Below are 24,816 nucleotides of genomic sequence, written 5' to 3' on the forward strand. Positions count from 1 at the left end.
CGTTCTTTGCCTTAATTGCCTGTTGCCGGGGCGGCTGCTTTTTGCAGCAAACCCTTGTACACATGCTCGATACGTGGTACAACCGTACTGGCCTGAAATCTGTCAACGTTCCGTAGCGCGGCTTCTCCCATGCCCTTACGTACACCGGGATCGGCAAGCAGGCGCCTGATGGCCTGTTGTAGGGCAGGTGCGTCGCCAGGCTCTACCAGCAGGCCAGTTTCGTCGTGTGTCACCAGTTCTGCCAGGCCGCCAATGCGGGAGGCAATCACCGGACTCCCTACCGACATCGCCTCCATCACTACCGTGGGGCAGGACTCCGGCCCGACCGACGGCAATATCGCAATGAAGCAGCGACGCAACGCCTCTATGACGGCCTGGCGAGGCCAGTCCTTAAAAACAAACACATTGCCAGGACAATCTTTGCTTAGAACCGGCCAGTCCGATGTTTCATAGCCGATGAGAACGAGTGGAGGCGCATCACTGAGCCCGGCGTAAGCCTTCAGCAGGACATCTACGCCTTTCTGCCGGTTGAAAGCCCCTACAAAAAGCAGGTAGGGTTCGTTGGGGAGCTGCGCGGCGTAGGACGTAGTGTCACTCCGCGCTACACCAATATCATCGGGTATAAAGTTGGAAATGACCTGGAAAGGTAATCGCTGCGCTGCCAGGCCATTGCCCAGTGCCACCGCCTGGCTCACGGGAAGGAACATATCGACAAGACATCTTCTCACCTGTCCCATGACGCGATCAGCGAGTACCGTAGGCACACCTTTCCCCGGCCCGTAATACTGGATGCCGCAGCGCAGGCACTTTGAAAGCCCAGGCCCATTACAGATTGAATCGTTCAGGAGCAGCGTCGTTTTCACACACACCAGGTCATAGTTATGCAGTGTCACTACCAGCTTCGCGCCGCTCCATAGCTTCAGCGGCAGATAGGAATAGACGAGCCAGTTATGAGCGTGTACGATCTGCGGGCGTCCATCGCGGATGATCTGCCTCAATGCCAGCGTCACTTCTGGATCGGGAAACGGCGGCGCGTATTGTCTCCCGCTATCTCTGAAGAGCCACGGTAAGCGACGTGTTGAGGAGCGAACCCGGTACACCTTTACTCCCGCGTCCATCTCGAATGCGGCCAGCCCGGTATGCCATAGCGTCACTACGGCTACCTCGTGCCCGCGCGCCGCAAGCTCAGTACTCAGTGATCGCACGTGTATCGCTCCTCCTCCAATTATTGGCGGGTAGAACTGCGTGAGCATCATGATACGCATACCGGCCTCCGCGCTATTGTCTCGTAAAGGGCCAGGAGGCTACTGGCACAGGCATCCCATGTCGGTAACTCGACATCCCCCGGCTTGAGGGGATTGCGCAGCTGATCAACGATTGCCCTCGCCACTTCCTGGGGCGTGCTATGTAAAGGAATACCATATGTCAGGTCACGATTGATCAGCTCGCGCAATGCTGATGTGCTGGCAACCAGTACTGGACGCCCCAGCGCCAGTGCCTCCATTACCGCGATACCCTGGGACTCGTACTCACTGAATAACGTAATCAGGCTTGCTCCTGCAAGCAGCGCGGCCATGCCCTCCCGGTCCTCAGCAGAAACGGGCCGTATTTCTACATACTTATCAACCTTGAGGCTCCTGGCAATTTTTCGCAGCGTTGACTCGTAAGGTCCCGTCCCTACTATACGCACCCGCGCATCTGGAATCTCCGCCAGCACTCCCGGCAGCGCCTCGATCAACCGCTGGTGCCCCTTATACCGTTCCAGCCGGCCAATTGAAACAATGAGAGAATCTTTTCGCCCACCCTCTGTAGGGACAATGTCTCGTACCTGTCCTGTCTCCTCGCACAAATACGCCCCATTTGGAATGATAACGAACTGCTCCTTTGGCAGCCGCAGCCGCTCCTGAAAGAAATTGGCCTCAAATTGTGAGACGGCGATCAGCTTATGCGCGCGTGCCAGCAGTGGACGCAGCGTCTTGTAGTGTATGCCCCGCAATGCTTTGCGCAGGCCCGAAACATCTCCCCCACTATGAAAGGAGAGTACGAACGGCATATTGGCCCGCCATGCGCCCAGCATCGCCAGTGGAGGAACCAGGTTATGATAGCCCTGGCAGTGGACGAGATCCCAGCGTTCCTGACTGATGAAGCGATAGATGCCGGGCGCGAAGAAGTAATCCTTCTTCTCCGGCCATGCCCGTACCCTATAGGTGCGTATGCCCTCGGACTCCTCAAAGGCAGGCAGCTGTCCGCTCACATCCGTCGTCAAAACCGTAACCTCGACGCCGGCCCGTACCAGGCGCCTGCCAACCTCATAGACATGTGTCTCAACCCCTCCTGTATAGGGAATGTAACGGCAAGCGACCATCAGCACGCGCAGTGGGCTAAATGCGGTGGGCATCCCTGAACCTCTCTTTCATCTTTACCTGCTCCGTAGGGGCGTACCCTTGTGATCGCCCGCTACACCCTTATCCTCGTGCTCACCTGTCCCACTCGACTGCTCGCGCTCCTGCTGGCCCATCTCCAGCTCGCCCGGCTCTCCATAGCCCCAGCAGGCCAGGTCGCGCTGGAGTAAATCCTGCAACCTCTGCACATCTCCGGCATAGTGTGCCCGGAGTTGCGCTTGAATCTGGGAGTCCATCGAAACGCGTTCTACCGACATGCCGATAAGTTTGCTGGCCCAGGCCTTGCGTAGATGGAGTGGTATCAAGGACTTGATGCGTTTCTCCAGGCCGTTAGGGTTGAAGATGAATCTATTCAGGGGCGTGTAGAGCTTGCGCGACTTCGGCATCCCGGAAAGGTTGTAGCGCACTGAAGTATTGATGGGCACATCTTCCTTTACCCCCAGGAAAGTAAATACATCCCGCAATGCCTGCGCGGGATTGGTGTAAAATTCCTCGTACAGCAGCACTTTCACCTGCTGCTCCCCAAATACCTCCACGTAGTGACGAACATGCTCGTAATAGAAGCTCAATGCTTTATATCGCCACATCGGCTCGAAGCCCTTTAGCTTGCGCTCTTCCTCCCGCTCTAAACCTTGCTCGAGGCTTAACGTTTCGCGGCCATCACGTGCCAGGAACATGTAAGCGCTGTGGGTTCGATCTACTGGCTCGCGTAAGAGCATGATGATCCTGGCATCAGGAACCGCCTGTGCAATGCGCTCGGCAGTGCCGGGCAGATGAAGGTAAAAAGCTGAAGATTCGCCGATCGCCTTCTTTCCTGCAGCGCCGGCAAAAAGTTCAGCATAGGCATCCGCGTCTCGCACCAGCAGGTTTCTTATGCCCTCATCCCCCGGCCCCGTACAAGGCGGAAATTGGTCGGCGGCAAAATAGTGCGACTCTTTTCTCGTTGTAATGAAGATTTCGGGATGCTGGGCAAGATATTGATCGAGAGATGTCGTCCCCGACCTTGCCGCTCCGATAACGAAAAAGTTTGGCAGCATTTTCACTGCGCTCTCTCTCCTTCCCTGCTAGAGCGCGACCCAATTGCCGCGCAGTCTTCCATACACGCTGCGAACTTGCCGCCGCACGTCACTTCGCACTCGTTTAAAAGAGGATGCGATCAGCGGCCCGTGACCCCTTGAAAGAGCGGCGTCGAGCGCCTGCGTGCCGGTATCCGGCCACACCATCAGGCGGGCCAGCGCGTAAGGATCGTCATCAAGCGAACTCAACGCTCGTCCAATCGCGCAGGCCGAGGCAAAACCGGCTTCCCGCACAATGTGCTTTACGCGCGGCGTGTAATATCCGAATGGATAGGCAAAGCTTGACACTTGCAGACCGAGTTGATCTTCCAGCAGGTTTTTAGAGCGCACGACTTCATCGCGTATGCGAGAAGAGGAGAGCATATCCAGTTGCGGGTGCGTATGGCTATGCGCGGCGCATTCGATCCCCTGTTCGCTGATCTCGCGCAGTTGCTCCCATGCCAGCACCGGGCGGTTTCCCTCTCCAATATGTTGCAACCAGCGGCTCGTTCCCCCAACGAACGCCGTTGCGACATAAAGGGTGGCCGTGAAGCCATAACACTGGAGGGCCGGAAGCGCGTGTGTATAAAAATCCGCGAAGCCGTCATCGAATGTCAAAATCACGCACCGCTCTGGTAGCCTCTCATCTCCTGCCATGGCCCGCACAAATTGCGAAACGGTCATTGAAGTGTAGTGATGTTGGGCAAGAAACGAAAGATGTGCATCAAACGTCTCTGGCCGTACAACGCAGGGCTTAAATCTGGGGCTTGCCTGGCGTGAAATGCTATGAAACATAAGAATTGGTATGTTTTGTTTCTTCGTGGATAGAACCACTTTTACCCTCAATCGTCTCGTCCTGTAAGGACAGCGGCTTGTCCCTGTCCCCCATTGGATTGTTAAAATTCATCAGGAAAACGGGTCGTTATTGCGTTATGCTGATTGGTTCCGTTGCGCTATGACCGTTCCAGGCATTGGCCTCATGCTGGAGCGCGCGAGCCATGCGGACAGATCGGATAACCGAGTGCCCATTTGCCCATTCCGACATAATCATTTTCAGCACGCGCCAGCCGTCCTTTACGACATGAAAATGGCTGGTGCCGTAGATGCGCGCATGCTCGTAGCTGGGCACCTCTACAATCTCCAGGTTGGCCTTGCAGGCGCGCAAGTGAAGCTGCGCTTCAATTTCAAAGCCATTGCAATCAATATCGAAGTAATCAAGGCAATCTTTCCAGAAAGCGTTGAAGCCACAGAACATATCCGTGAAGCGAATGCCAAAAAGCCGGTTGGTGATTGAGATCAGCACGCGACTCCCGTAACGACGCAGCGCGGTAATATCCGCACTGCCGCCATTACCGATGAAACGCGAGCCTTTCGCCAGGTAGGCTCCCGCGTGCAAGGCCGCGATAAAGTGCGGTAATTCCCTGGGATCGCTCGAACCATCGGCATCCATCATCACGATAATATCGCCGGTTGCCGCCTTAAAACCCACCTGTAACGCCGCGCCCTTGCCGCGCCCATTCGTCGTTCGCAAGATACGAATGGTTGGCAACACCGCGACAGCTACTTCTTCAGTATCATCGGTCGAATGGTCATTTACGAGAATGACTTCATGAACCCAGCTGGGAAGCTGTGGTAACAGGTGCTGTAAATTCCTTGCCTCATTATGTGCCGGAATGACAATGCTTATGCGCGCGTTTCCATCTTTGCCCTTCTGGCTCAGAGAACCCGCAGCTACGACTTCCATAGCCTTTACCTTTCCATTCCAGATATCTATCTTTCTCAAGTTTCTGCCGGATGTAGTCACCGGAAACAGCTTCCAGAGCCGCCTCCAGAAGTATTTGCCGGAGCAGGGGTTGGAATATTGTTCATACTGCTGGCTCTTACCCCCAATATCGCCTGAAGCCAGGTCTATGGCTCAGTTGAGCGCATATCAACCTGCCTGGAATATAGCACGATACTTGCTGGCAAGCAGTGGGAAAACTGCGGAAATTTTTCCTGCGTAGCAATGCCTATCAACGACGGGAAGTAACGAGTAGCTTCAATGGGGGGACGTTTCTTCTCACTACTCGAGCTGGAGGGAGTGAAATCACTTACTTGCTTTTCTCGTTGTCGGCAGCATCTTTGAATGCTACATTTCTTTCAGCATCACAGGGGGATTAAAGACGAGTGGTCTGTTTATCCATTGGGATGATGTGTCCGGGGCAGACTCAGAAAGGTACATGCATGGAATCTCTATTGATGGATGCCAGGAGTATTCCGCAGTTAACGACCGAGCATATGCGCAGCCTTATGCATCAGATAGGCAATACACCCATAGAACCCATTTATCTTGTGATCGATGGCAGGGTCAGAGCGGTCTATCTCAAGCTCGAAGGAGCAAATCCTGCCGGCTCCGTCAAGGATCGAACCGGATTTGCCCTCGTACAACATCTGGAAAATCGCTCCCTCTTACATAAAGGTTCGGTCGTAGTTGAGTCTACCTCAGGCAATCTTGGGGTTGCTCTCGCTTTCATTTGCCGGGCCAAAGGCTATTCATTCCTGGCAGTCGTCGATCCAAAGACAACCCGGGAAAACTTAGATCGCATGCAGGCCCTTGGAGCTATGATTGATCTGGTTGATCATCCTGATGCCAATGGTGGATATCTCCTCTCGCGATTGGAACGTGTGCAGGAACTCCTCCAGCTTTCTGACAACTACGCCTGGACCGACCAGTATTCAAACAGCGCGAATCCCTACATCCATTATGCCACCACCGGCCCAGAAATCTACCGGCAACTGGATGGAAAGGTGGATGCGGTCTTCGCCGCGGTATCGACCGGAGGAACATTGGCCGGTATTGGCCGCTTCTTCCGTTCAGCCAGTCCCAATACATCTATCGTTGGCGTCGATGCGCGTGGATCAGTCGTTTTTGGTACGCCTCCCGGCGCTCGCAAATTAACCGGTATTGGCTCCTCCCGGCGTTCGAGCTTCATCACCGGGGATGTTTATGATACCTATTTGCTCGTTGGCGATGAAGAGGCGTTTGCCTTTTGCCATGCCCTGTACTCTGCCACCGGTATCAAGGTCGGTGGTTCCAGCGGAGCCGTTCTCGCGGCGTGTGCCAGGTATCTTCAAGATCATCCAGAACTGGAGCGCGTCGTCTGCCTGTGCGCGGACAGCGGAGAAAATTATAACTCATCAATATATGACGATTGCTGGCTGCGAGAGCATGGCATAGCCCTTTCGCAGCATCACCTGGACCCGGTACAGGACATCCTGCCTGCCATGGCTCGCTATTCACCTGTACGATAGGGACATCGCCACGGCACGCCATATTACTACGGCTGTGCCGTAGGCCCCGATTGATCGGGGGCACCACCGATTGATCGGCCTCGGTCCCTTGCCGGAATACGTTGTGAAAATTGAAGATGGCCTTAAGGAGATACAAATGACTTTTTCAATAGATAATCATATCCTCTATCTTTGTCAGCAAGATGTAGAGCAGGCTTGCCAGAAAATTGACAGTGTGGCAGTCATACGCGAAGTGTTCCGCCTGCACGATGCCGGGCAGACCATCTTGCCCGATGAAGCCTACCTTGCCTGGACCAATGATCAGGGGGAAAGTGTCAGAAGCCTCAACATGCCTGGCTACGTTGGTGGCTCTCTGGGGATTGCCGGAACCAAGATCATTAATGGCAATATCGCTAACCCCCGGCGTGGCCTGCCGCGCGCAAGCGGACTGACCCTCCTCTATGATCCAATCTCTGTTCGTGTCACCTGCATCATGGAAGGCGCCTATATCTCAAGCCTGCGCACCGCCAGCGTCACCGCCCTTGCCGCCGACTTATTGAAAGCAGCGGAAATTGAGAGCCTTGCCATCATCGGCGCGGGCGTACTCGCTCGCGCGCATATTGAGCTGCTTGCCGGGCGATTGCCACATCTGCGCCATATCCGCATATTTGATCTGGCACAAGAACGCATAACATCCCTCCAGCAGCAGCTTGCTCCCCTGCTGGAGGCAAAACGGATAGAGATGCAGCCGGCGGCAACCGCCGAAGAGGCAATTCGAGCAGCACAATTGATAGTACCCGTCACCACTACCACCGATGGCTATATTCACTATCACTGGTTACGACCCGGTTCGCTACTTGTCAATATCTCACTGGATGATCCCCTGCCAGAAGTCGTACTCAAAGCAGATCGCGTGATCGTTGACGATTGGAATCTCGTCAAGAACGACTCGCGACGCCTGGTAGGAAGGATGTATCGCGCAGGAAAGGTAATCGGACCGCACGCTCCAATTGAGCTAACCGGCAAGGACTGCCGCCGCATCGATGCACAGTTGGGAGAAATTGTCTCAGGAAAGGTTATTGGGCGAAGCAGCCCGGACGATATCATCCTGGTCAATCCTTTTGGCCTCGCGATTGAAGACGTAGCGCTCGCCGTCCGCGTCTACCAGGCCGCTCAAGAACTCGGCATAGGAATACTCTTGCCCCTGTAGGGGCCGATTGATCGCACCCAGCGCCGATTCATCGGCCCGCGCATTTATTGCCGCAATACGTTGTGAAAAACCATGATCGGCCCGCGTAACAGTCATACATGAATCAAACAGAAGGACAACTGATGAGGGTGAATCTCTTAAAACAACCATCGCGCAGGCTTAAATTCGAGCGTATCATGCACAACGGCGAGGAATTGCTCTATCGCCTGATTATCGTGCCGCTCGTCGCGTTCCTACCCGCTTCTTTGGCCTATGGCGTGGCCGCCTTGCGTGGCAATTGGTACTATCGCTTGAATACCTCTACGCGAGAAGAGATCATCCATAACCTCGAAAGCATCTTTGGGGATCAGATGAGCCTGACAGAGCGTCAACAGGTGGTCCGGGACTATTTTCGTCGCCGCTCATGCGAAGCAATAGATGTAATGCGGCTCGCTGGCAATGGTCGAGCATTAGCACGGCTGGTAGAGATACGAGGAACGGAACACATAAAAGCAGCTCTGGTGGCAGGCAAAGGAGCCATCGTCTGCAGCGCGCATTTTGGTTCCTATAATAGCTGCTTTTCCTTGCTTGGAGTTCATGGATTCCCTGTCACTGCGGTTGGCGATTGGAGATCCAACGCGGATTCAAGGATGTCGTCCTTACAGCGCTTCTTCTGGCGGCTCATTCAACAGAATCCACTCGCGCGCCACCGCCGTAGACCAAATATCGAGCCTGAAAAGGAGCGCTTTGGTACCGCCATGCAAATGGTAGAAGTTCTACGCGCGAACGAATTGATTACCATGGCGGTCGAGACCCCTGTGTATCCCGATGACCGGGCGCGGGCCGTTCCCGTGGATTTCCTCGGACAAAAGATGCTACTCTTGCCCGGAATCATTAGCGTCGCTCAACTGACAGGAGCGCCGGTGCTTGTGATGGTAGTACGTCGTCTGCCAGATTGGCGGAACCAGGTCATGGAGATATCACCTCCACTCTCACTCGCTGGCGATGAAATCACTGTTTTCAAGCGTCTCATCCAGCAATTGGAAATACCTGTGCGTCAAAATCCTGCCTATTGGGACTGGTTAGGAAGTAACCAGAATTTGATCGCTCTTGGATTTTTTTCGGCCCAGGAAGAGGTTCACTGTAGGGACAGCGCCTCGTGCCTGTCCGCTGGTCCCAGCATAGCACAACATGAAATTCGGAGGTGAAAACGTATGACCGACCGCGGCTTTACCCTCTGGTTTACGGGGCTTTCCGGCGCCGGTAAGAGTACTCTGGCCAGAGCCGTCGAACGGCGCTTGAAATTGCATGGCCGCAATGTTGAGATACTAGATGGCGACATTGTACGCACTCACCTGAGCAAAGGTCTCGGCTTTAGTCGCGAAGACCGCGATACCAACATCAAGCGCATTGCTTTCGTCTGTAAACTGCTCACACGCAATCAAGTGATCAGCATTGCAGCTGCCATCTCTCCCTATCGCGAGGCACGCGAATGGGCGCGCAGAGAAATCCGCGATTTTGTCGAAGTCTACGTCAGGTGCCCGCTAGAGATCTGCCGTCTACGCGACGTAAAAGGCCTCTACAGGCTCGTTGACGAAGGAAAGATTAAGGGCTTTACCGGTATTGACGACCCTTACGAGGAGCCACTTCACCCCGAACTGTTGATAGAAACCGATAAAGAGGCCATCGAAGACAGTGTCAATCGCATCTTCGTCAAACTCGCGGAGCTTGGCTATCTGCCGCCCGAAGACCTGTACGAGGACACCGGAATCCTGACAGATGAGCTTATGGCCTGGGGATACCTGTAGGGACAGCACCTGGTGCCTGTCCTGATCGCCCTCGCCGCAAAATCCGAACATCAAAAAAGGAGTGAACTGTATTGGGCATTAGCATTCTCTTTATAGTCGTGGAACTTGTGTTGATCGTCCTGGCCCTCTTAGCCATCGCGCGCACAGGCTATTTACGCCTGAGCAGTTCGATAGGCATCGCCAGAGATGGCTTCCCACCAGGAAAATCAGCGCCATCCTGGAGCCTGCCAGACCTGGATGGACATTTAAGAGTCGTTCCGGCGCGAGATCACTGGCAATTGCTCATCTTCGCTAACCAGTCTCTAGAAGCCTTCCCTGAGCTTATCGACGGCATGCACTACCTGTCGCGTCACGAACAGGATTTAGAAGTGCTCGTTATCTCGCGCGATAGCAGGGAAGACTGCCGCAACCTGGTACAAGAGCAGCGGCTCCAGGTACCCATTGTGCCTGTCGATCCCGCGTTTTATGACCGTTATCGCGTGCGAGTCATGCCATTTGTTTTCTTTCTTGATCCAGACGGTATCGTTCGCTGGGTCGGCCTTGTTGGAGCTGAAGAACCGTTAATTCACGCCTGGCGCATGGCCCAGGTGCCTCTTCGCTCCGGTGAAGCATCGGAGGTAAAGTAGCTTGCTGCAAAATACATTACAGGTACTTATTTTCCTTGCCAGGGCCTCGCTTGCGGCAGTACTCGTCGCGGCGGGTGCGGCAAAGCTCGCGGATGTCCGCGGTTTTGCCGTCACGCTCGGGGGGCTTGGCATAGCCACTCGTCTGGATTTCCTGATTCGCGGGCTTGCCTTCCTGTTTCCTTCCCTGGAACTCCTGCTGGGGATAGCCCTCGTCAGCGGCCTCTGGCCGACTCTTATTAACATCGTCGTCGTAGTGCTCATGGGTAGTTTCAGTCTTGTAGTGCTCTATGCCTTGAGGAGAAAGCTCCATGTAGCGTGTAGATGCTTCGGAACGCTCAGCGATTCGCAGTTCAGCGGCAAGGGGCTTACTCGCAGCATATTACTCACGCTCTTAGCCATCATCGTTCTGGGGGGTGGAAGAGCATACTCTCTCCAATTCGTGGCGCCACCGGTTGCCATTCTCCTGCTTGTCAGCGGCTTCCTGCTCTTTGGTCTCACAGCAGCGCAGGCAGCCAGGTCCATAGCAGTACTTAAAGAAAGGATGATCTGATGTATCTCACGTTCGCGGATATCGCCCTGCCATTGTGGCTTTTTGCCGGCCAATGGGTACTTCTCTTCGCTCTGGGTTTCCTGGTGTTCGTGATGTTCCGCCAGATCGCCCTCTTTGAGCGGCTCAAGGACGCAGGTTCTGAGCGAGAAGGTCTAACGGTTGGAGAGAAAGCTCCTTCGTTTGTCTATCAACCCGTGAATAGGAGAGCCAATCCACCGGCTCGCTTCGAACCGGCTGGCAGCTGGTCCCTACTCCTATTCGCGGACCCCAACTGCTCAAGTTGTCAAAGCACGCTACTCAGTCTAGAGCGCCTGGCTCCCAGGTTGACGCAATCAATGCAACTATTGGTCGCGACAACCGCGGAACCTGCTGTAATTGCAGCCGCCGAGGCATTCCGGCAGGCAACCGTCGAAATTGGCCGTATTCCTGCCGACGTCTCTATGCGGTTGTATCGCACCACTGTCACTCCATTTGGACATCTCATTGATCCGGAGGGCATAGTTCGGGCCAAAGGCGTCGTCGCGGACGAAGCGTCGCTACGGAAATTAGTGCGTCAGGGCGATCAAAAGCCCGTCAATGTAGAGTTTACCGTCTCTTAAAAGGGGGAAATACACCATGCTTGAGGAATTTGATAAGCAGATCAGTATCCTATCCGAATCATTTGCCCGCAAGTTCAACCGGCGCAAAGTGATCGGCACTACCGTCAAAGGTGTTTTTGCGACAGTCGCCGCCGCCTCTATTGGTCAACTGACCAATCTGGGGCAGGCGTTTGCTCAAACCTGCACGTGCGACGAAGGCTGGACGCGAGGGAAACCATGCAACTACTATGGCTTTAATTGTCCCAATAATGGTTGCCCAGGTGCCTGCTCCGTCTGTTATAAGCCCAGTTGCGGCGGCTGGTGCGATTATTCCAATGGACACTGGGTCTCCTGTAGTGGCCTGGGTCCCAGCCATAAAGGCTACCGCCTGTGCTGGGACTGTTGGAGATGCGGCAACAAGGGCGGTTACTGCCAGCCAAAATGTTCCTGCCTCAGCAATTGCATCGGCTGCTGATCCTTGCGTGCAAAGGAATCGCGGGCTTGCGTCCTCGCGCCCACGTAAGGTCGCACCCTGGTGGTTGCACGTGTCCGTGCAGGGATCAAACAGGAACTCCGCAAATTCCTCTGTTCCGGTGTATCCTCTCAGAGGATGGCGGGGCAGGGCCATGTGCCCGCCCTGCCAACTGGTTGTAGGGACAGCGCCGTGTGCCTGTCCTTCTAGAAAAGAGAGTTCAGCATGTTCGAGGAATTTGATAAACAGGTCAGTATCTTGTCCGAATCATTCGCGCGCAAATTCAACCGGCGCAAGGTAATGAGCGGTACCATCAAAGGAGTATTCGCTACCATTGCCGCCGCCTCTATTGGTCAGCTAACCAACCTGGGGCAGGCCTTCGCCCAGTCTTGTACCTGTGACGAAGGCTGGACGCAGGGTCATCCATGTAACTACTGGGGGTATCCTTGTCCCAGCAATGGCTGTCCATCCGGCATGAAAGTCTGTTACAAGCCCAGTTGCGGCGGCTGGTGCGACTATTCCAATGGGCACTGGGTCTCTTGTAGTGGCCTGGGTCCCAGCCATAAAGGCTACCGCCTGTGCTGGGATTGTACCAACAGGAACAATCCCTGCCATCCCAAATGCTCCTGCCTGAGCACCTGTCTCGGTTGCTAGTCCTTGCGGGGGCCAGTCAATCGGCTCCACGGCTCTGCCGTAGGGGCCGATTGATCGCGCCCACCGCCGATTGATCGGCCCGCGTCCCTTGCCAGACAATGTTGTGAAAAACCATGATCGGCCCGCGTCCCTTGCCGGAGCATTTTGTTAAAATTTATTACCGGTCCTGTGCCCATAGTATGTTCTCGAAACCCATCACAGAACCTTTGAGGAGCGCAAACAACCATGATCAAAGTAGAGCGCCTGTCACAGCCTCTCCGCCTGTCCCTCACCGGCAGCATGCTCATCTGTGGCTTCATCGCGGCGGCATTGCTCCTTCACCAGGGCAACTTCGCCTCTGCCAGCGCCGTCTTCGCCATCGGCCTCGCTGCCCTCGTCGGCGCTGGCAAACTCGCTTCCCCTTGAGGCTTCAACGCGGCCACCACTGCCGTGTTATCCTCCGGGCGAGGATATGGACTCAGAATGTTACTCTATATAGCAGCTTACGCCGTCCCCGCCGCCATCGCCTGGGGCATATTTGCTCTCGTCTTCAGACTATTGGCCGCTATTCCCCTCTTGCTGCCCCTTTTAGCCCTCGCCTACGCTCTATGGTTCGGCCTGAACGAGCTCCTGGAATTCAGCCCCATACGACTAAGCCTGGCGTGGCAGGTGCCATCATCCTGGGTCAAGCATCGTCCCGCGCCCGTTCAGGCGCTCATCTGGGGTACCTCGCTTGGCCCTGGCCTGATCACACGCAACCCCTACGCCGGCATCTGGCTGCTCCCATTCTTGATCGTCCTGGGCCGCGACCCCGTCATGACCCTTATCACCGGTCTCCTGGTAGGAGCCGTACATGGTGGAGCGCGTGCCATCGGTGTCCTGCGCAATCGCAGCTGTATGCGCGACGACATCGACGCCTACCTCAAGATCATGGGTCAGCAGCAGCGCTGGCAGTACCTCGATGGTCTTGCCCTCCTGCTCGCCGCCGGTGCCCTCGGCGCCTATGCCATCTTTTTGCTGGGCGGCCATCTCTAGATCGCCCTATTCCCTTATACGCCAGTGGATCACCTGGCATCTGATCGAACATAACCTGCATCATGGTGGTGAAATCTCTCTCACCCTGGGCATGTACAGTCTGGAAGCGCCTGATCTTTAACCAAAAGGCCGCTCACAGCATCGATCTCATCACAGATCGATACTGTAACTCTGCTCCCCCACTACAACCTGCAACAAAAACACAATTTGCAACGACTTCAGGCCCGCCGGTTCCGCGTAGGCGACTCTCCCACCCACTCCCTGCGCCCCGGCTTTAAACGTCTTGGGCAGCGTATTATCAATCGGTGGCCGGTTCGCGCCATTAACGTACAGCCGGATGTAGTCATAACCGTAGCCGGGCGATATCGCTGTGCCGTTGTTGTTATCCACCGTGAAGTTGAGCACATAGAACTGCTGCCCCGCTTTGCTCTCGCTGCCGCCATACGAGTAGCGCACATCCACGCTTTGCAGGTGATACGTCAGGATCGACCCCTCAAAGTTGTAAGCAATCGTCAGCGATTGCGGAGATACCTTCACCGCGTATTGATTCGCATTAAACTTGCCGCTGAAAGGTATCGTCACCAGCGTTTCACCAAGCGCCGCGGAGCCAAGTTGCAGCTTTAGCGTGCTCAATTGTGTATTTTGCGCCACCGGAAAATCGATCCAGCCCGTTTCACTTTTGCCCGGCTGGGGACCCGTCGAAAGCCTCACATTGCTGGGAGCAATCGGCGCAATCTTTGGCGCAATTAAACGCGCTATATCATAATAGATCACTGCCACCGCGTAGGTATTCGGATTCGTCACCCGCATATTCAAACGTACCGCCGCGGGCCCGGCATGAATAGGATCGTCGGCGAAAGCCGTCGCGTATTGCGCGTTCAAAACCGTGAAATTCAGGTCCGCGTAAGGAAGCGCGCGCTGCACCTGGAGCGTAGTAACAGGGGGCGACGCAGTATTGGAGTTCGTATTGATCTGTAATCCCCTGAGCCAGTTCCATGTCACAAGGCTTGCCACCGTCAGCAGCAGCAGTCCCACGATCAGTATCATCCCTAGCCAGGGCTTTAACCGTGCCGCATGCTTTGTTTGCGGTGTGCGAGCACGCGCTGCCTGAGATGCCGCTTTTTGCAGTTGCTCCACCGGGGAGGCAGATGGAACCTTTCTCGCCATACGTTATAGTCCTCTTTTTATGAAATAGTCTCTCTGCTTTCTCTATTGTAGCAAGCTTTGCCAATTCTTGACACCCCTTTAAGCACGTGTTAGCATGGATTCAGGCTAACAGGCATATCTCCCCAAATCAGAGAGACATGCGCGTTGGGAATGGTAGGGCCAGATTGATCGCGCGCTCAGGCGCGGTTCGCCATAAACTCTACCACTACATTCCTCACTATTTATGACTATTAAAAAGGAGCTTTTGTCTCAATGAAGATTCATGAATACCAGGCCAAAGACATCCTGGCGCGCTACGGCGTTCCCATCCAGCCTGGGCGCGTAGCATACACGCCGGAAGAGGCAGAACAGATCGCCCGCGAGTTGGGCGGGCCGGTCGTCATTAAAGCCCAGGTCTATGTGGGTGGCCGCGGCAAAGCAGGTGGCATTCAATTCGGCGATACCCCTGAAGAGGCACGCGCCGCCGCCGCCAGAGTATTAGGCATGAATATCAAAGGGCTGGCCGTCGAAAAGGTCCTCGTCGTTTCCAAACTCGATATCGCCGAAGAATACTATCTCGGTATCATTCTTGACCGCAAGTCGCAGGCTCCCGTCGTCATGGTTTCAAAAGCGGGCGGTATCGACATCGAGGAAGTAGCCGCGACAACCCCGGAGAAGATCATCCAGCAACCTATCGATATGCGCTGGGGACTGCGCCCATTCGAGGCGCGCGATATCCTGGCGCGCGCTGGATTGCCGCACAACGTCATCCCCAAAGGCGGAGCAATCCTGACCGCCCTTGCCAGAGCCTTTATCGAGAGCGACGCCAGCCTGGCCGAAATCAACCCGCTCGCTCTGACAACTGATGGGCAGGTGCAGGCCGCCGATGCCAAGATTCTCATCGATGATAACGGCCTCTTCCGCCAGAAGGAGTATGCCGCCTGGGCCGAGCCGGAGGAGTCTAACCCCCTGGAATACGAGGCCAAGCAGGAGGGCCTGACCTACGTCAAACTGGATGGTGATGTCGGTATCATCGGCAACGGCGCCGGCCTGGTCATGACCACCCTCGACATGGTAGCGCGCGTCGGTGGCAGGCCCGCCAATTTCCTCGATATCGGCGGCGGCGCCAAGGCCGAAGTGATGCGCAAGGCTCTGACGTTCGTAGCCCGCGACCCCCAGGTCAGGGGCATCCTGGTCAACATCTTCGGGGGCATCACCCGCGGCGAAGAGGTTGCCAGGGGCGTCATCATGGCCCAGTCCGAACTGCCCAAGGGTATGCCCATCGTCGTCCGTCTGTCGGGCACCGGTGCTGAAGAGGGTAAGGCCATGCTCAAGGATGCCGGACTCGATTGGGGTAAAGATATGCGCGAGGCCGCCGAGAAGATCGTCGCCGCCATCCGTGAGAGAGAATAATGTAGGGGCCGATTGATCGCGCCCAGCGCCGATTCATCGGCCCTTGGAGGAGCAATAAATGAGTATTTTACTTGACGATACAACACGTGTGATTGTGCAGGGCATTACCGGCCGCGAAGGTCAATTTCATACCCATAACATGCGAGCCGCCGGTACGAAAGTCGTCGGCGGTGTCACGCCCGGCAAAGGCGGAGAAACCGTTGAGGGCCTGCCCGTCTTCGATACTGTGAACGAGGCCAGAGCCGCGACAGGAGCCAATGCATCGTGCATTTTTGTGCCCGGTCCCTTCGCCGCCGATGCCATCATGGAAGCGGCCAGCGCCGGTATAGAATTGATCGTCTGCATCAGCGAATGGATTCCCGTCATCGATATGACGCGCGCCATCCTGGTCGTGCGCGAACATGGAGCGCGCCTGATCGGTCCGAACTGCCCCGGAATGTGTACGCCCGGCTCTGGCAAGATCGGCATCATTCCTTACCAGATTTTTACTCCCGGCCCCGTCGGCTTCATCTCCCGCTCCGGCACACTGACCTACGAGGTCGTAGCCTTACTGACAGAGGCCGGTATCGGGCAATCCACCTGCATTGGCATCGGCGGTGACCCCATCATCGGCTCGACCTTCATCGATTACCTGAAGCTGTTCGAGGCCGATCCAGGCACAAAGGCCGTCGTCATGTGCGGTGAAATAGGCGGAAGCGATGAGGAAGATGCCGCCGAATATATTAAAACCATGACCAAACCCGTCGTCGCCTTCATTTCCGGGCGCACAGCACCTCCTGGAAAGCGCATGGGCCACGCCGGAGCGATCATCTCGGGCAACACCGGAACTGCCCAGGGCAAGGTCGCCGCGCTCAAAGCCGCGAACGTGCCCGTCGCCGATACCATCTTCGATATTCCTGGGCTGGTCAAAGAAGCACTGGCAAGAGTATAATACGTATCGACTACACCATCGACGCCACCAGGCATTACATCCGGTGGCGTCGATGGTGTAGTCGATACGTATTATATCTATGTGCTCCAAAGGAAAACATATGGCTACCGCGCTCATCTACGATCCAATTTTTTTAGAGCATATCACTCCGCGTAACCACCCGGAGCAACCCCAGCGCTTGCAAGCGGCTATGCAGGTGCTGGAAATGCTCGGCTGGTTACAGCGCGAGGGACTGGTGCAATTAAAACCGCGAGCTGCTACTGAAGATGAACTGGCCACGGTGCATGACCGCGAATACATTCAAGAAGTAAAGAAGGCCGCCCTTGCTGCCGCCAGGGAAGAAGCTGCCGGTGGGCGCAAAACAAGGTTCTTTGCCACCGATACCTACGTTTCCGCCAGATCATACGAGGCCGCTATCAGAGCCGCCGGCGCACCACTGACCGCCATCGATGCGATTATGAACGGTGAGGTGGAGAATGCCTACTGCCTGGTACGTCCACCCGGCCATCACGCCGTCCGCGAATCCGCCATGGGCTTCTGCCTGTTCAATAACGTAGCCGTTGCCGCGCGCTACGCGATTGACCATTATGGTCTCGAACGTATCATGATCATCGATTATGACGTGCATCACGGCAACGGCACGCAGGAAATGTTCTATGACGATCCTCGCGTGCTGTACTTTTCCGTACACCGCGCTCCATTCTATCCTGGAACGGGTCTCTCAGACGAAACGGGTGAGGGAGCGGGCCTGGGCACAACCATCAACGTGCCTCTACCCGCTATGACCGGCTACGAAACCTACGAACCGGTCTTTCGCCAGGTCATGGCCGCCGCCGCCGACCGCTATAATCCGCAATTGATGCTGGTATCGGCCGGCTTTGACGCGCATTGGGCCGATCCACTGGGCGGCATGAACCTTTCCACGGCCGGTTTCTCAAAGCTGATGGCGATTATTATCGAAGAGGCGAAATTCCTCTGCAATGGACGGCTGGTGCTCGTTCAGGAAGGCGGCTACAATATCGATGCTATGGCAAGCTGTGTCGCAACCTGCATCAATATGCTGCTTGGTGACGATGCCGCCGTCGATAGCCTCGGCAAGGCGAAAGATACGGCATATCGCCTCAATACCGATGTGCTGATCGCCGAGCTGCGCCGTATCCACCATCTGAAAGGCTACCGCCTGCGCAACGCGCCCAAACCTGATATCGAACGCCTGCGACGTGAGATAAAAGGTCCAGATGCTTAGGAGGAAGCATGCCTCGCGGTGCTGAACATGTGCGTATGCTCACAACTGATGACCTTCCCTTGATAACGCGCCTGCTCAATACCTCTGAGTATGTGTACCAGCGTTTTACGCTGGATGAGCTTCCCGGCCTGCTCAAGCATTATCCGGCGGTTGGCGTGTTCAACGGCACATCTCTGAGCAGTTTTATCCTGTCGCAAACGGTCAATCCTCCCTCCGCCTGGCTGGCCGGTTTTGGCGTAAGCTGGACGGAGAGCCGTTCCTATATGAAGCATCTCGATATCCTCATCGACCACCTGGCGCGCCCACTGGTCAATCGCGGCGTGCGCTACCTGCACTACTCCGGCAACGACCTGCAGAATGATTGGCTGCGCGACGTGTTGTTGCCGCGCGGCTTCCGACCCTATCGCCTGCTATACGCCTACGACAAGTTCGACTTCAGCATCCCCACACCTGGCAACCAGCTTGTCAGGCTGCGTCCGGTCGAGATCGAAGATATACCGGCATTGATGGCAATCGAAGATGCCTGTTTCGAAGATTTCTGGCGCTATGACGCAATCTCATTCACCGATATCATCGCAACGCACCCCTACTTCGTAGTAGCTGAACTGGACGGCAAAATCATCGGCTACCAGTTCAATGCGCTGGATGGCGACTTCGGCTATCTCGTGCGTATCGCCGTGCATCCATCATTGAATGGTCAGGGCATAGGCGCGCGTCTGATGGCCGAAGCCATCCGTTTCTTCAAACAGGCAAAAGTCACCCGTATCATGCTCAACACCCAGGACGACAACACGCACGCGCACCGCCTCTACGAATGGTTCGGATTCGTGCGCATCTCCCAGGTCGGCTTTGTCCTGCGCAAAAATCTGTGATGATACATTTATGCACAGCCAGCCACTCATGTCATGCTGAGCGCGCGAGCCGAAGCCCTGAGCGCAGCGAACGGGGAAGAATCTCAGGCCAGGGATCCTGCGATTCTTCGCGGCGCTCAGAATGACATGACCGATTTTACTGGTGACCAATCACAGCGTCCGGGGCCTCAGAATGACATGACCGATTTTACTGGTGAACAATCTGCATCACACCAAACCGATCAAACACCACGCATCCAGCGGTTCGGTCTTATTCTTCACCGCCAGTGGGGGCAATTTAGTAACCTGCACGTGTTGCCTGACTCTGATAAAAGTGGAATGATTCAGCAGGATATTATTATCGGCGGCATTGTGTTGCAGGCGGGATGCCACATTGACGGCATCTCCGATAGCGGTATAGGTCTGCATATACTCGCGCGAGCCGATGTTGCCCACCATCGCTTCTCCCGTGTTGACCCCGAAGCCGAACGAAATTGGTGTAGACAGCGGTTGAGATCGCTGGTACTCAAGTACGGCAAGCCGCATTTTCCAGGCAGCGCGAACGGCCCGTAGTACATGGTCATCCTGAGTCAGGGGCGCGTTAAAGATGGCCATCAGTTCATCACCCCAGAATCCTGTGATCGTACCACCCTCGTCCCAGATCTCTTTGACCATGATATCAAGATAGTTATTGAGCAGGTTGACCACCTCGCCGGATGCCATGCCCTCGCTCATGCGTGTAAAACCGCGAATATCGGCGGAGATGACCGTTATTTCCTTGATTTCTCCACCCAGGTTCAACGCGCTTGGATCTTCAATCAATCGCTGTACAACATTGGGATGCACGAAGCGACCGAAGATGCGCCGCACTTCTTTGACCCTGGCCTCTGAGCGCTTCAGTTCGGTGCGATCATCGATGACCAGCGCCATACCAATATGGTTCCCATCCGAATCGCGCAAGGAAGAGACGTAGATGCTCAGATTGACCAGGCCACGACCCGTAATTTCGCAATCGACGTTATTAGGCACAATCGTGCCATGATCGTGCTGGACCATGGCATTTTGCAGGTATTCAATGATGCGCGCCTGCGGTAGGACTTGAAATACGTCCCGGTAATGTTTCCCCACTGCTGACAGGGAGTCGATTTGTAGAATCCAGCCCGCCGCTTCATTGAATTTTGTGATAATACCGTTCGAATCGGTGGTGATGACGCCATTTGCGATAGATGCAAAGATGTTGTCCATGTAGCTCTTGTCTTCCTCAACCCTGCGCAGAGCCTGGTTGAGGTCGGCGAAGAGACGCGCATTGTCGATGGCAATGGCAGCTTGATGGCAGAAGGCAAGCATCACATCGCGTTGATTGTTGCTGAACAGGTTGGTTTTCATGCGGCTATCGACATAAACCGCGCCAATACAGTTGCCCCGCACCATCAGTGGCACGCACATAATTGAACGGATGCCATAGGTCATGATGCTCTTTTGCTCTTTCAAGGCATCATCAAGCATGGCATCCGAGGTAATGACGGGCACCTGTGTCCTCACCACGCGCTCGACTGTGCTGCGGCTGATCTGGTACTGGAACGCGCTCTGATCAATAGTACGCTTCTCCTTATCGCGCGCAATCGTAAATTCAAGCTGGTTGGTGGCCGGATTAATCAGTACGAGGAAACCCCGCTCGGCCTTAACAACATCGATGACCTCGTCCATCACCAGCCGCAATACTTTATCAAATTCAAGTGTGGAATTGAGAACGCGCGCGATTTCATAGAGCGTCTCCAGTTCATTACGCTTGCGTTCGAGGTTGCTGATATTTGTAGTGAGCAGTTCGCGCTCTTGCTCAAAATTGCTTCTGACAGAAGGTGGCAGCGACACGGGTTGAACCGGAGATTGTTGCGTGGCACGGTTCAAGCGTTCCTGGAAGGTGAGCAGGACACGCTGCGCGTTTTGATTGAGCCGTCCCAATTCAAGATCGGCAGTACGGCTGATACGCAATGATTCGTTCAGCAGGCGCACGCGTGGATCGCCGCTTTCACCCGCGTAAGTACCCTCGACTGCTACCTCTAGCTTGCGTGTATGCTCGTGCAGCATACGCGAGATGTGCAGAAGTTGCTCCCCCAGCGAGCGCAAGGTACTATTGGTAGTCTCATCGGAATCAGGTATATTCGCCGGTACAGCCACAGCATTCCTCCATGCTTAAATACTATTGTCAGCGGGTGTACTATGTCGCAACACTGTTTTTGCAAGCGGTCAGGAACTCAGGGTATACCCCTTATCCTGTTAGACGCGCACACCCAACAATTATAGCATATGAGGATGTTTTCAGGCAGTGGGAATGATCCTGTTTGATAAAAGGCAGAGGCTTACTCTCCCCAACTGCTGAACTAGCGCCTCACACTCCTTGTTCGTCCAGGTATTTTGTAAACGACATAGGCGTGAAGCCGAAATCCCTCTCGACCGCCTGCAGGTCGGTCGTATTATCAAAAGAAAAAAGTGTCATCGCGGCTGTTGTCAGCGGAGGTTTGGGCAGCACCAACTCCATCACTGCCGAACCGAGGCCCACCAGCGAGGTGGGAGCCGGGGCCTTGATGCGTATCTTATGCATGGCACGCATGAGCGCGTCTATGATCTGCGTGAAAGAGTAATAGGCCGGCCCGCCGATAGTATAAGTTTTGCCGCTGGTGCGCACCGGGTCCTCTAAAACCTTGATAATAACGGTCACGACATCCTCCACATAAATGGGCTGGAACATGACCTTGCCTCCACCGATAAGTGGCACCACCGGCGACGTGCGAATCAAATCGGCCAGGCCCTTGATGAAAGGCGCATCCTTGCCGAACAATACCGAAGGCTGGATAATCGTCCAATCCAGGCCGCTTTCCTTGAGCATCTTTTCCGCCAGGTACCGGCCCTGCATATAGCTCCCCGGCTTAGCAGGCTTCGTACCCAGCCCGCTGATCTCAATCATCCGCCTGACGCCCGCCGCCTTAGCCGCCTGAATCAGGTTAGTTGTGCCCTGCACGTTCGTTGTCTCATACTGGTTGCCGGTAGTTTGTTTGTGGTCGGCAGTAATGAACGCGGCATGCACGATGGTATCTATACCCCGCACCGCTGCCTCTAACGAAGCCGGGTTTGTCGTATCGCCCTGCGCGAATTCCACTTTATCGGCAGGCAATATGCTCGCCGCGCGCCTGCTATCGCGTACAAGGCAGCGCGGCCTTTCGCCCTTTTCGACAAGCCGCGCGACAAGATGCCGCCCAACATAACCGGTTGCGCCCGTAATAAGTATCATACCAGCCTCCTATGCTGCTCCTGATGAATTTTGACAAAATACTCTGGCAACAAGCAGATCAATCGGACCCGCGGCTGTGCCGTAGGGGCCGATTGATCGCGCCCACCGCCGATTCATCGGCCCGCGCCCATTGCCGGACTATTTGGTTAAAACTCATGATGGCCTTTCGTTATTAGTCCCTGAAAACTCTTATAAAAGAGACGCCATGAAGGATAAAAGCAAGTAATCCTGTTCCTGCCACCGCGTGATGACCGGGAATACTATTCTAAAATCTCTGCTACAAGTATAGCGCGTAGTTGGCTAAGATACGAGCGGGTAGAAACATGAATAGAGGGGTGAGTCTGCTCATCCTAAATTAACGTGTTCTTAACCAGAATCACACCAACCCACCATTGCACTTTGTTAACATAGAGCATGGTGTCGATGTCAATCTGCCGGATTTTTGCGAAAAGTATCTTTATGATAAAACGAAAGTCACTGCTATCAAGTGGCAGCCTTTTGCTACTTGCCATACTGCTGGGAACCGTTACGCTGCTCTCGCTTCCACCTGTCACGGCTCATGGGGACAGCAATGGAGATTGGCCCACTTTTATGTATACCGGAGCTCGTACCGGAACCAATCTCTTTGAGACGACGATCACTGCTAAAACCGCCAGTAACCTGCACCTGGCCTGGACATTCAAAACGGGCGGCACGATAGCAGCTTCACCCGTCACCTCCAATGGCGTCCTCTACATCGGCTCCTGGGACGGCTACGAATATGCCCTCAACGCCTCGACCGGTGCTGAACGCTGGAAGCAATTTCTGGGTCTCCAGCCGAAAACGAAGCAATGTATTGCGAAAGGTATTACCTCGACAGCCACTATCGACAACGGTGTCCTCTACGTCGGCGGTGGCGATGGGAATATGTACGCATTGAATACTGCTGATGGATCAATTATCTGGAAAACACTGATCAGTCCCCCACCGTACTATAACTGGTCATCCCCGCTCATCTACAACAATGAACTCTATATCGGACTGGCATCCAACTGTGATTCGCCCGAAGTTCAGGGAAAAGTTCTGGCCCTGAGTACCGTTGACGGTTCAATCATGGCCAGTATTTCCCTGGTTCCAGATGGTCACAAGGGCGCGCCCGTCTGGAGTTCCCCCGCCGTCGATGCCGCTACCAACACCATCTATATCACTACAGGTAACAACCAGGGCAAACACCTCCAGGAGCAGCCCAACGCGGAAGCCTTTGTAGCCCTGGACGACTCTACACTGGCCATCAAGGACCGCTGGCAAATCCCACAATCCCAGCAAAGCACCGATGGTGATTTCGGCGCCACACCAACCCTCTTTGATTACAATGGCAGGCATTACATTGGCGCTCTGAACAAAAATGGCATCTATTATATGCTTGACCGTACAGACCTCGCCGCCGGTCCGTTATGGCAACAGGCCCTATCGAGCAGTTCCGGCAAGGTCAATGGAGATAACATCTCATCCTCCTGCTATAACAATGGCGTGATCTATACCGGTTCTGCCGGAGGTGTGAGCCATAGGCGTCCGTATGGAGGCACTGTCGACGCGTTCGTCGTCACTACAGGCACGTCCCTCTGGTTTTTCCACACCCCCGGCAAAATGCTCTCGCCCGTCACCTGCACCGGCGACCTGGTCATCGATAATCAAGGATCGACTGTAGAAGTCCGTGCTGCGACCAACGGCGCCATCCTGTTCTCATACTCGGTGAAGAAATTGATCTACAGCGCCTCGATCATCTCGAACGGCTTTCTCTATGCCACCTCAACGAATGGCACGGTTTTTGCCTTTACCGTGTGATAGCGATAGGAGGCCGGCCTTCTTAACCCTTTCTCAACCGGAATCACACCGATCCTTCATTGCACCCTGTTATTATTAACTAAAATTATGGGTTTCGATCTGATTGCTGTTGGGAACATGATAGCCTTTTCCCGCGGCTGCACACAAGTCCTGTCCAGAACAAGCATGATGCATATCTCAGGCAATTATTTCATGCCTTATTCGACGAATCATCGTTGCTGACATACATGGCTATTTTTAAGAAAACACCACGCTTTCTTTCAATCCCAAACGGGAGATCGCGAAAGGGCCTGCTTCCTGCCGCTTTTCCATGGGCATGTATGAGTGTACCCCGGTGGTCGCCCGCCGATCACATCCAGGAGAAGCCGACTGTTTTCAAAATGGTCTGCACATGTATTCAACCTGAGCCAATCGCCTCAAAAAGAGAACGGAGTTTCAGGATGAAAAAACCATCCAAGTAGCCAGGTCTACAAGGATGGTTCTCAAGGAGCCGCTATC

Annotated in this window: 24 protein-coding genes; 16 read left to right on the forward strand and 8 right to left on the reverse strand. The window is 54.8% G+C overall.

Annotated elements, in window-relative coordinates; translation table 11 throughout:
• Positions 1-11: 11 nt before the first annotated feature.
• The 5 genes from VFA09_19220 to VFA09_19240 all read right to left on the reverse strand — a co-directional run bounded on the left by VFA09_19220 (position 12) and on the right by VFA09_19240 (position 5,201).
• The gene (locus VFA09_19220; protein ID HZU69416.1) at positions 12-1,265 is read right to left on the reverse strand and encodes a glycosyltransferase family 4 protein; all 1,254 of its coding nucleotides are present in this window, start codon (positions 1,263-1,265) and stop codon (positions 12-14) included.
• Entirely contained in the window at positions 1,253-2,398 is a 1,146-nt protein-coding gene (locus tag VFA09_19225; GenBank protein ID HZU69417.1) for a glycosyltransferase family 4 protein, read from the reverse strand. Before VFA09_19225 ends, VFA09_19220 begins: the two co-directional genes overlap by 13 nt.
• A gap of 21 nt (positions 2,399-2,419) precedes the next feature.
• Complete coding sequence (locus VFA09_19230; GenBank protein HZU69418.1) at positions 2,420-3,439, reverse strand: sulfotransferase; 1,020 nt, start codon at positions 3,437-3,439, stop codon at positions 2,420-2,422.
• Between the two features lie 27 nt (positions 3,440-3,466).
• On the reverse strand, positions 3,467-4,252 hold the full coding sequence (locus tag VFA09_19235; GenBank protein HZU69419.1) for a polysaccharide deacetylase family protein: 786 nt from the start codon (positions 4,250-4,252) through the stop codon (positions 3,467-3,469).
• 127 nt (positions 4,253-4,379) lie between these two features.
• Positions 4,380-5,201: a glycosyltransferase family 2 protein gene (locus VFA09_19240; GenBank protein HZU69420.1), complete on the reverse strand. Its 822-nt coding sequence runs from the start codon at positions 5,199-5,201 to the stop codon at positions 4,380-4,382.
• 479 nt (positions 5,202-5,680) lie between these two features.
• Here VFA09_19240 and VFA09_19245 point away from each other — a divergent pair, with 479 nt between their 5' ends.
• From VFA09_19245 to VFA09_19295, 11 genes are all read left to right on the forward strand, one after another.
• Positions 5,681-6,748: a pyridoxal-phosphate dependent enzyme gene (locus VFA09_19245; protein HZU69421.1), complete on the forward strand. Its 1,068-nt coding sequence runs from the start codon at positions 5,681-5,683 to the stop codon at positions 6,746-6,748.
• A 136-nt stretch (positions 6,749-6,884) separates the two neighbouring features.
• Positions 6,885-7,937 carry an ornithine cyclodeaminase family protein gene (locus tag VFA09_19250; protein ID HZU69422.1) on the forward strand — a complete coding sequence of 351 codons (1,053 nt, stop codon included), beginning with the start codon at positions 6,885-6,887 and terminating at the stop codon, positions 7,935-7,937.
• 98 nt (positions 7,938-8,035) lie between these two features.
• Complete coding sequence (locus tag VFA09_19255) at positions 8,036-9,124, forward strand: hypothetical protein (GenBank protein ID HZU69423.1); 1,089 nt, start codon at positions 8,036-8,038, stop codon at positions 9,122-9,124.
• A 6-nt stretch (positions 9,125-9,130) separates the two neighbouring features.
• A complete protein-coding gene (gene cysC, locus VFA09_19260; protein HZU69424.1) occupies positions 9,131-9,724 on the forward strand; it encodes an adenylyl-sulfate kinase in 594 nt (197 codons plus the stop codon).
• A 71-nt stretch (positions 9,725-9,795) separates the two neighbouring features.
• A complete protein-coding gene (locus VFA09_19265) occupies positions 9,796-10,350 on the forward strand; it encodes a redoxin domain-containing protein (GenBank protein ID HZU69425.1) in 555 nt (184 codons plus the stop codon).
• Between the two features lies 1 nt (position 10,351).
• Positions 10,352-10,900, forward strand: a complete 549-nt coding sequence (locus tag VFA09_19270; protein ID HZU69426.1) for a MauE/DoxX family redox-associated membrane protein — start codon at positions 10,352-10,354, stop codon at positions 10,898-10,900.
• Positions 10,900-11,499 (forward strand): hypothetical protein, encoded by a 600-nt coding sequence (locus VFA09_19275; GenBank protein HZU69427.1) that lies wholly within the window; start codon positions 10,900-10,902, stop codon positions 11,497-11,499. Before VFA09_19270 ends, VFA09_19275 begins: the two co-directional genes overlap by 1 nt.
• A 16-nt stretch (positions 11,500-11,515) precedes the next feature.
• The gene (locus tag VFA09_19280; protein ID HZU69428.1) at positions 11,516-11,953 is read left to right on the forward strand and encodes a hypothetical protein; all 438 of its coding nucleotides are present in this window, start codon (positions 11,516-11,518) and stop codon (positions 11,951-11,953) included.
• Positions 11,954-12,175: 222 nt separating this feature from the next.
• A complete protein-coding gene (locus tag VFA09_19285) occupies positions 12,176-12,604 on the forward strand; it encodes a hypothetical protein (protein ID HZU69429.1) in 429 nt (142 codons plus the stop codon).
• 225 nt (positions 12,605-12,829) lie between these two features.
• Complete coding sequence (locus VFA09_19290) at positions 12,830-13,009, forward strand: hypothetical protein (GenBank protein ID HZU69430.1); 180 nt, start codon at positions 12,830-12,832, stop codon at positions 13,007-13,009.
• Positions 13,010-13,066: 57 nt separating this feature from the next.
• On the forward strand, positions 13,067-13,618 hold the full coding sequence (locus tag VFA09_19295; GenBank protein HZU69431.1) for a hypothetical protein: 552 nt from the start codon (positions 13,067-13,069) through the stop codon (positions 13,616-13,618).
• Between the two features lie 150 nt (positions 13,619-13,768).
• Here VFA09_19295 and VFA09_19300 read toward each other — a convergent pair whose 3' ends face one another.
• The gene (locus tag VFA09_19300) at positions 13,769-14,785 is read right to left on the reverse strand and encodes a hypothetical protein (GenBank protein ID HZU69432.1); all 1,017 of its coding nucleotides are present in this window, start codon (positions 14,783-14,785) and stop codon (positions 13,769-13,771) included.
• Positions 14,786-15,037: 252 nt separating this feature from the next.
• On the opposite strand from VFA09_19300, the gene sucC reads away from it, so the two are divergent.
• The 4 genes from sucC (at position 15,038) to VFA09_19320 (ending at position 19,226) form a co-directional block, all read left to right on the forward strand.
• Positions 15,038-16,177: an ADP-forming succinate--CoA ligase subunit beta gene (sucC, locus tag VFA09_19305; GenBank protein ID HZU69433.1), complete on the forward strand. Its 1,140-nt coding sequence runs from the start codon at positions 15,038-15,040 to the stop codon at positions 16,175-16,177.
• 58 nt (positions 16,178-16,235) lie between these two features.
• The gene (gene sucD, locus VFA09_19310; GenBank protein ID HZU69434.1) at positions 16,236-17,108 is read left to right on the forward strand and encodes a succinate--CoA ligase subunit alpha; all 873 of its coding nucleotides are present in this window, start codon (positions 16,236-16,238) and stop codon (positions 17,106-17,108) included.
• A gap of 100 nt (positions 17,109-17,208) precedes the next feature.
• Positions 17,209-18,354, forward strand: coding sequence for a histone deacetylase (locus VFA09_19315; GenBank protein HZU69435.1), 1,146 nt, complete (start codon positions 17,209-17,211; stop codon positions 18,352-18,354).
• Between the two features lie 8 nt (positions 18,355-18,362).
• Entirely contained in the window at positions 18,363-19,226 is an 864-nt protein-coding gene (locus VFA09_19320) for a GNAT family N-acetyltransferase (GenBank protein ID HZU69436.1), read from the forward strand.
• A 207-nt stretch (positions 19,227-19,433) separates the two neighbouring features.
• Here the strand turns inward: VFA09_19320 and VFA09_19325 are convergent, their stop codons facing one another.
• Together VFA09_19325 and VFA09_19330 are read right to left on the reverse strand one after the other, a co-directional pair.
• Entirely contained in the window at positions 19,434-21,383 is a 1,950-nt protein-coding gene (locus tag VFA09_19325) for an adenylate/guanylate cyclase domain-containing protein (GenBank protein ID HZU69437.1), read from the reverse strand.
• Between the two features lie 211 nt (positions 21,384-21,594).
• Positions 21,595-22,494 carry an NAD(P)H-binding protein gene (locus VFA09_19330; protein HZU69438.1) on the reverse strand — a complete coding sequence of 300 codons (900 nt, stop codon included), beginning with the start codon at positions 22,492-22,494 and terminating at the stop codon, positions 21,595-21,597.
• Positions 22,495-22,953: 459 nt separating this feature from the next.
• Between VFA09_19330 and VFA09_19335 the strand changes: the two genes are divergently transcribed.
• Entirely contained in the window at positions 22,954-24,318 is a 1,365-nt protein-coding gene (locus VFA09_19335; protein ID HZU69439.1) for a PQQ-binding-like beta-propeller repeat protein, read from the forward strand.
• The last annotated feature ends 498 nt before the right edge of the window (positions 24,319-24,816 follow it).

The organism is Ktedonobacteraceae bacterium (genome assembly GCA_035653615.1).
In the GTDB taxonomy this organism is placed as follows: domain Bacteria; phylum Chloroflexota; class Ktedonobacteria; order Ktedonobacterales; family Ktedonobacteraceae; genus DASRBN01.

Coding starts and splice junctions, on each gene's coding strand:
- VFA09_19255 (HZU69423.1), top strand. CDS start 8,036: ATGAATCAAACAGAAGGACAACTGATGAGGGTGAATCTCTTAAAACAA.
- VFA09_19320 (HZU69436.1), top strand. CDS start 18,363: ATGCCTCGCGGTGCTGAACATGTGCGTATGCTCACAACTGATGACCTT.
- VFA09_19280 (HZU69428.1), top strand. CDS start 11,516: ATGCTTGAGGAATTTGATAAGCAGATCAGTATCCTATCCGAATCATTT.
- sucD (HZU69434.1), top strand. CDS start 16,236: ATGAGTATTTTACTTGACGATACAACACGTGTGATTGTGCAGGGCATT.
- VFA09_19275 (HZU69427.1), top strand. CDS start 10,900: ATGTATCTCACGTTCGCGGATATCGCCCTGCCATTGTGGCTTTTTGCC.
- VFA09_19295 (HZU69431.1), top strand. CDS start 13,067: ATGTTACTCTATATAGCAGCTTACGCCGTCCCCGCCGCCATCGCCTGG.
- VFA09_19300 (HZU69432.1), bottom strand. CDS start 14,785: ATGGCGAGAAAGGTTCCATCTGCCTCCCCGGTGGAGCAACTGCAAAAA.
- VFA09_19250 (HZU69422.1), top strand. CDS start 6,885: ATGACTTTTTCAATAGATAATCATATCCTCTATCTTTGTCAGCAAGAT.
- VFA09_19240 (HZU69420.1), bottom strand. CDS start 5,201: ATGGAAGTCGTAGCTGCGGGTTCTCTGAGCCAGAAGGGCAAAGATGGA.
- VFA09_19245 (HZU69421.1), top strand. CDS start 5,681: ATGGAATCTCTATTGATGGATGCCAGGAGTATTCCGCAGTTAACGACC.
- VFA09_19330 (HZU69438.1), bottom strand. CDS start 22,494: ATGATACTTATTACGGGCGCAACCGGTTATGTTGGGCGGCATCTTGTC.
- cysC (HZU69424.1), top strand. CDS start 9,131: ATGACCGACCGCGGCTTTACCCTCTGGTTTACGGGGCTTTCCGGCGCC.
- VFA09_19335 (HZU69439.1), top strand. CDS start 22,954: ATGATAAAACGAAAGTCACTGCTATCAAGTGGCAGCCTTTTGCTACTT.
- VFA09_19230 (HZU69418.1), bottom strand. CDS start 3,439: ATGCTGCCAAACTTTTTCGTTATCGGAGCGGCAAGGTCGGGGACGACA.
- VFA09_19220 (HZU69416.1), bottom strand. CDS start 1,265: ATGCGTATCATGATGCTCACGCAGTTCTACCCGCCAATAATTGGAGGA.
- VFA09_19235 (HZU69419.1), bottom strand. CDS start 4,252: ATGTTTCATAGCATTTCACGCCAGGCAAGCCCCAGATTTAAGCCCTGC.
- sucC (HZU69433.1), top strand. CDS start 15,038: ATGAAGATTCATGAATACCAGGCCAAAGACATCCTGGCGCGCTACGGC.
- VFA09_19225 (HZU69417.1), bottom strand. CDS start 2,398: ATGCCCACCGCATTTAGCCCACTGCGCGTGCTGATGGTCGCTTGCCGT.
- VFA09_19285 (HZU69429.1), top strand. CDS start 12,176: ATGTTCGAGGAATTTGATAAACAGGTCAGTATCTTGTCCGAATCATTC.
- VFA09_19290 (HZU69430.1), top strand. CDS start 12,830: ATGATCAAAGTAGAGCGCCTGTCACAGCCTCTCCGCCTGTCCCTCACC.
- VFA09_19315 (HZU69435.1), top strand. CDS start 17,209: ATGGCTACCGCGCTCATCTACGATCCAATTTTTTTAGAGCATATCACT.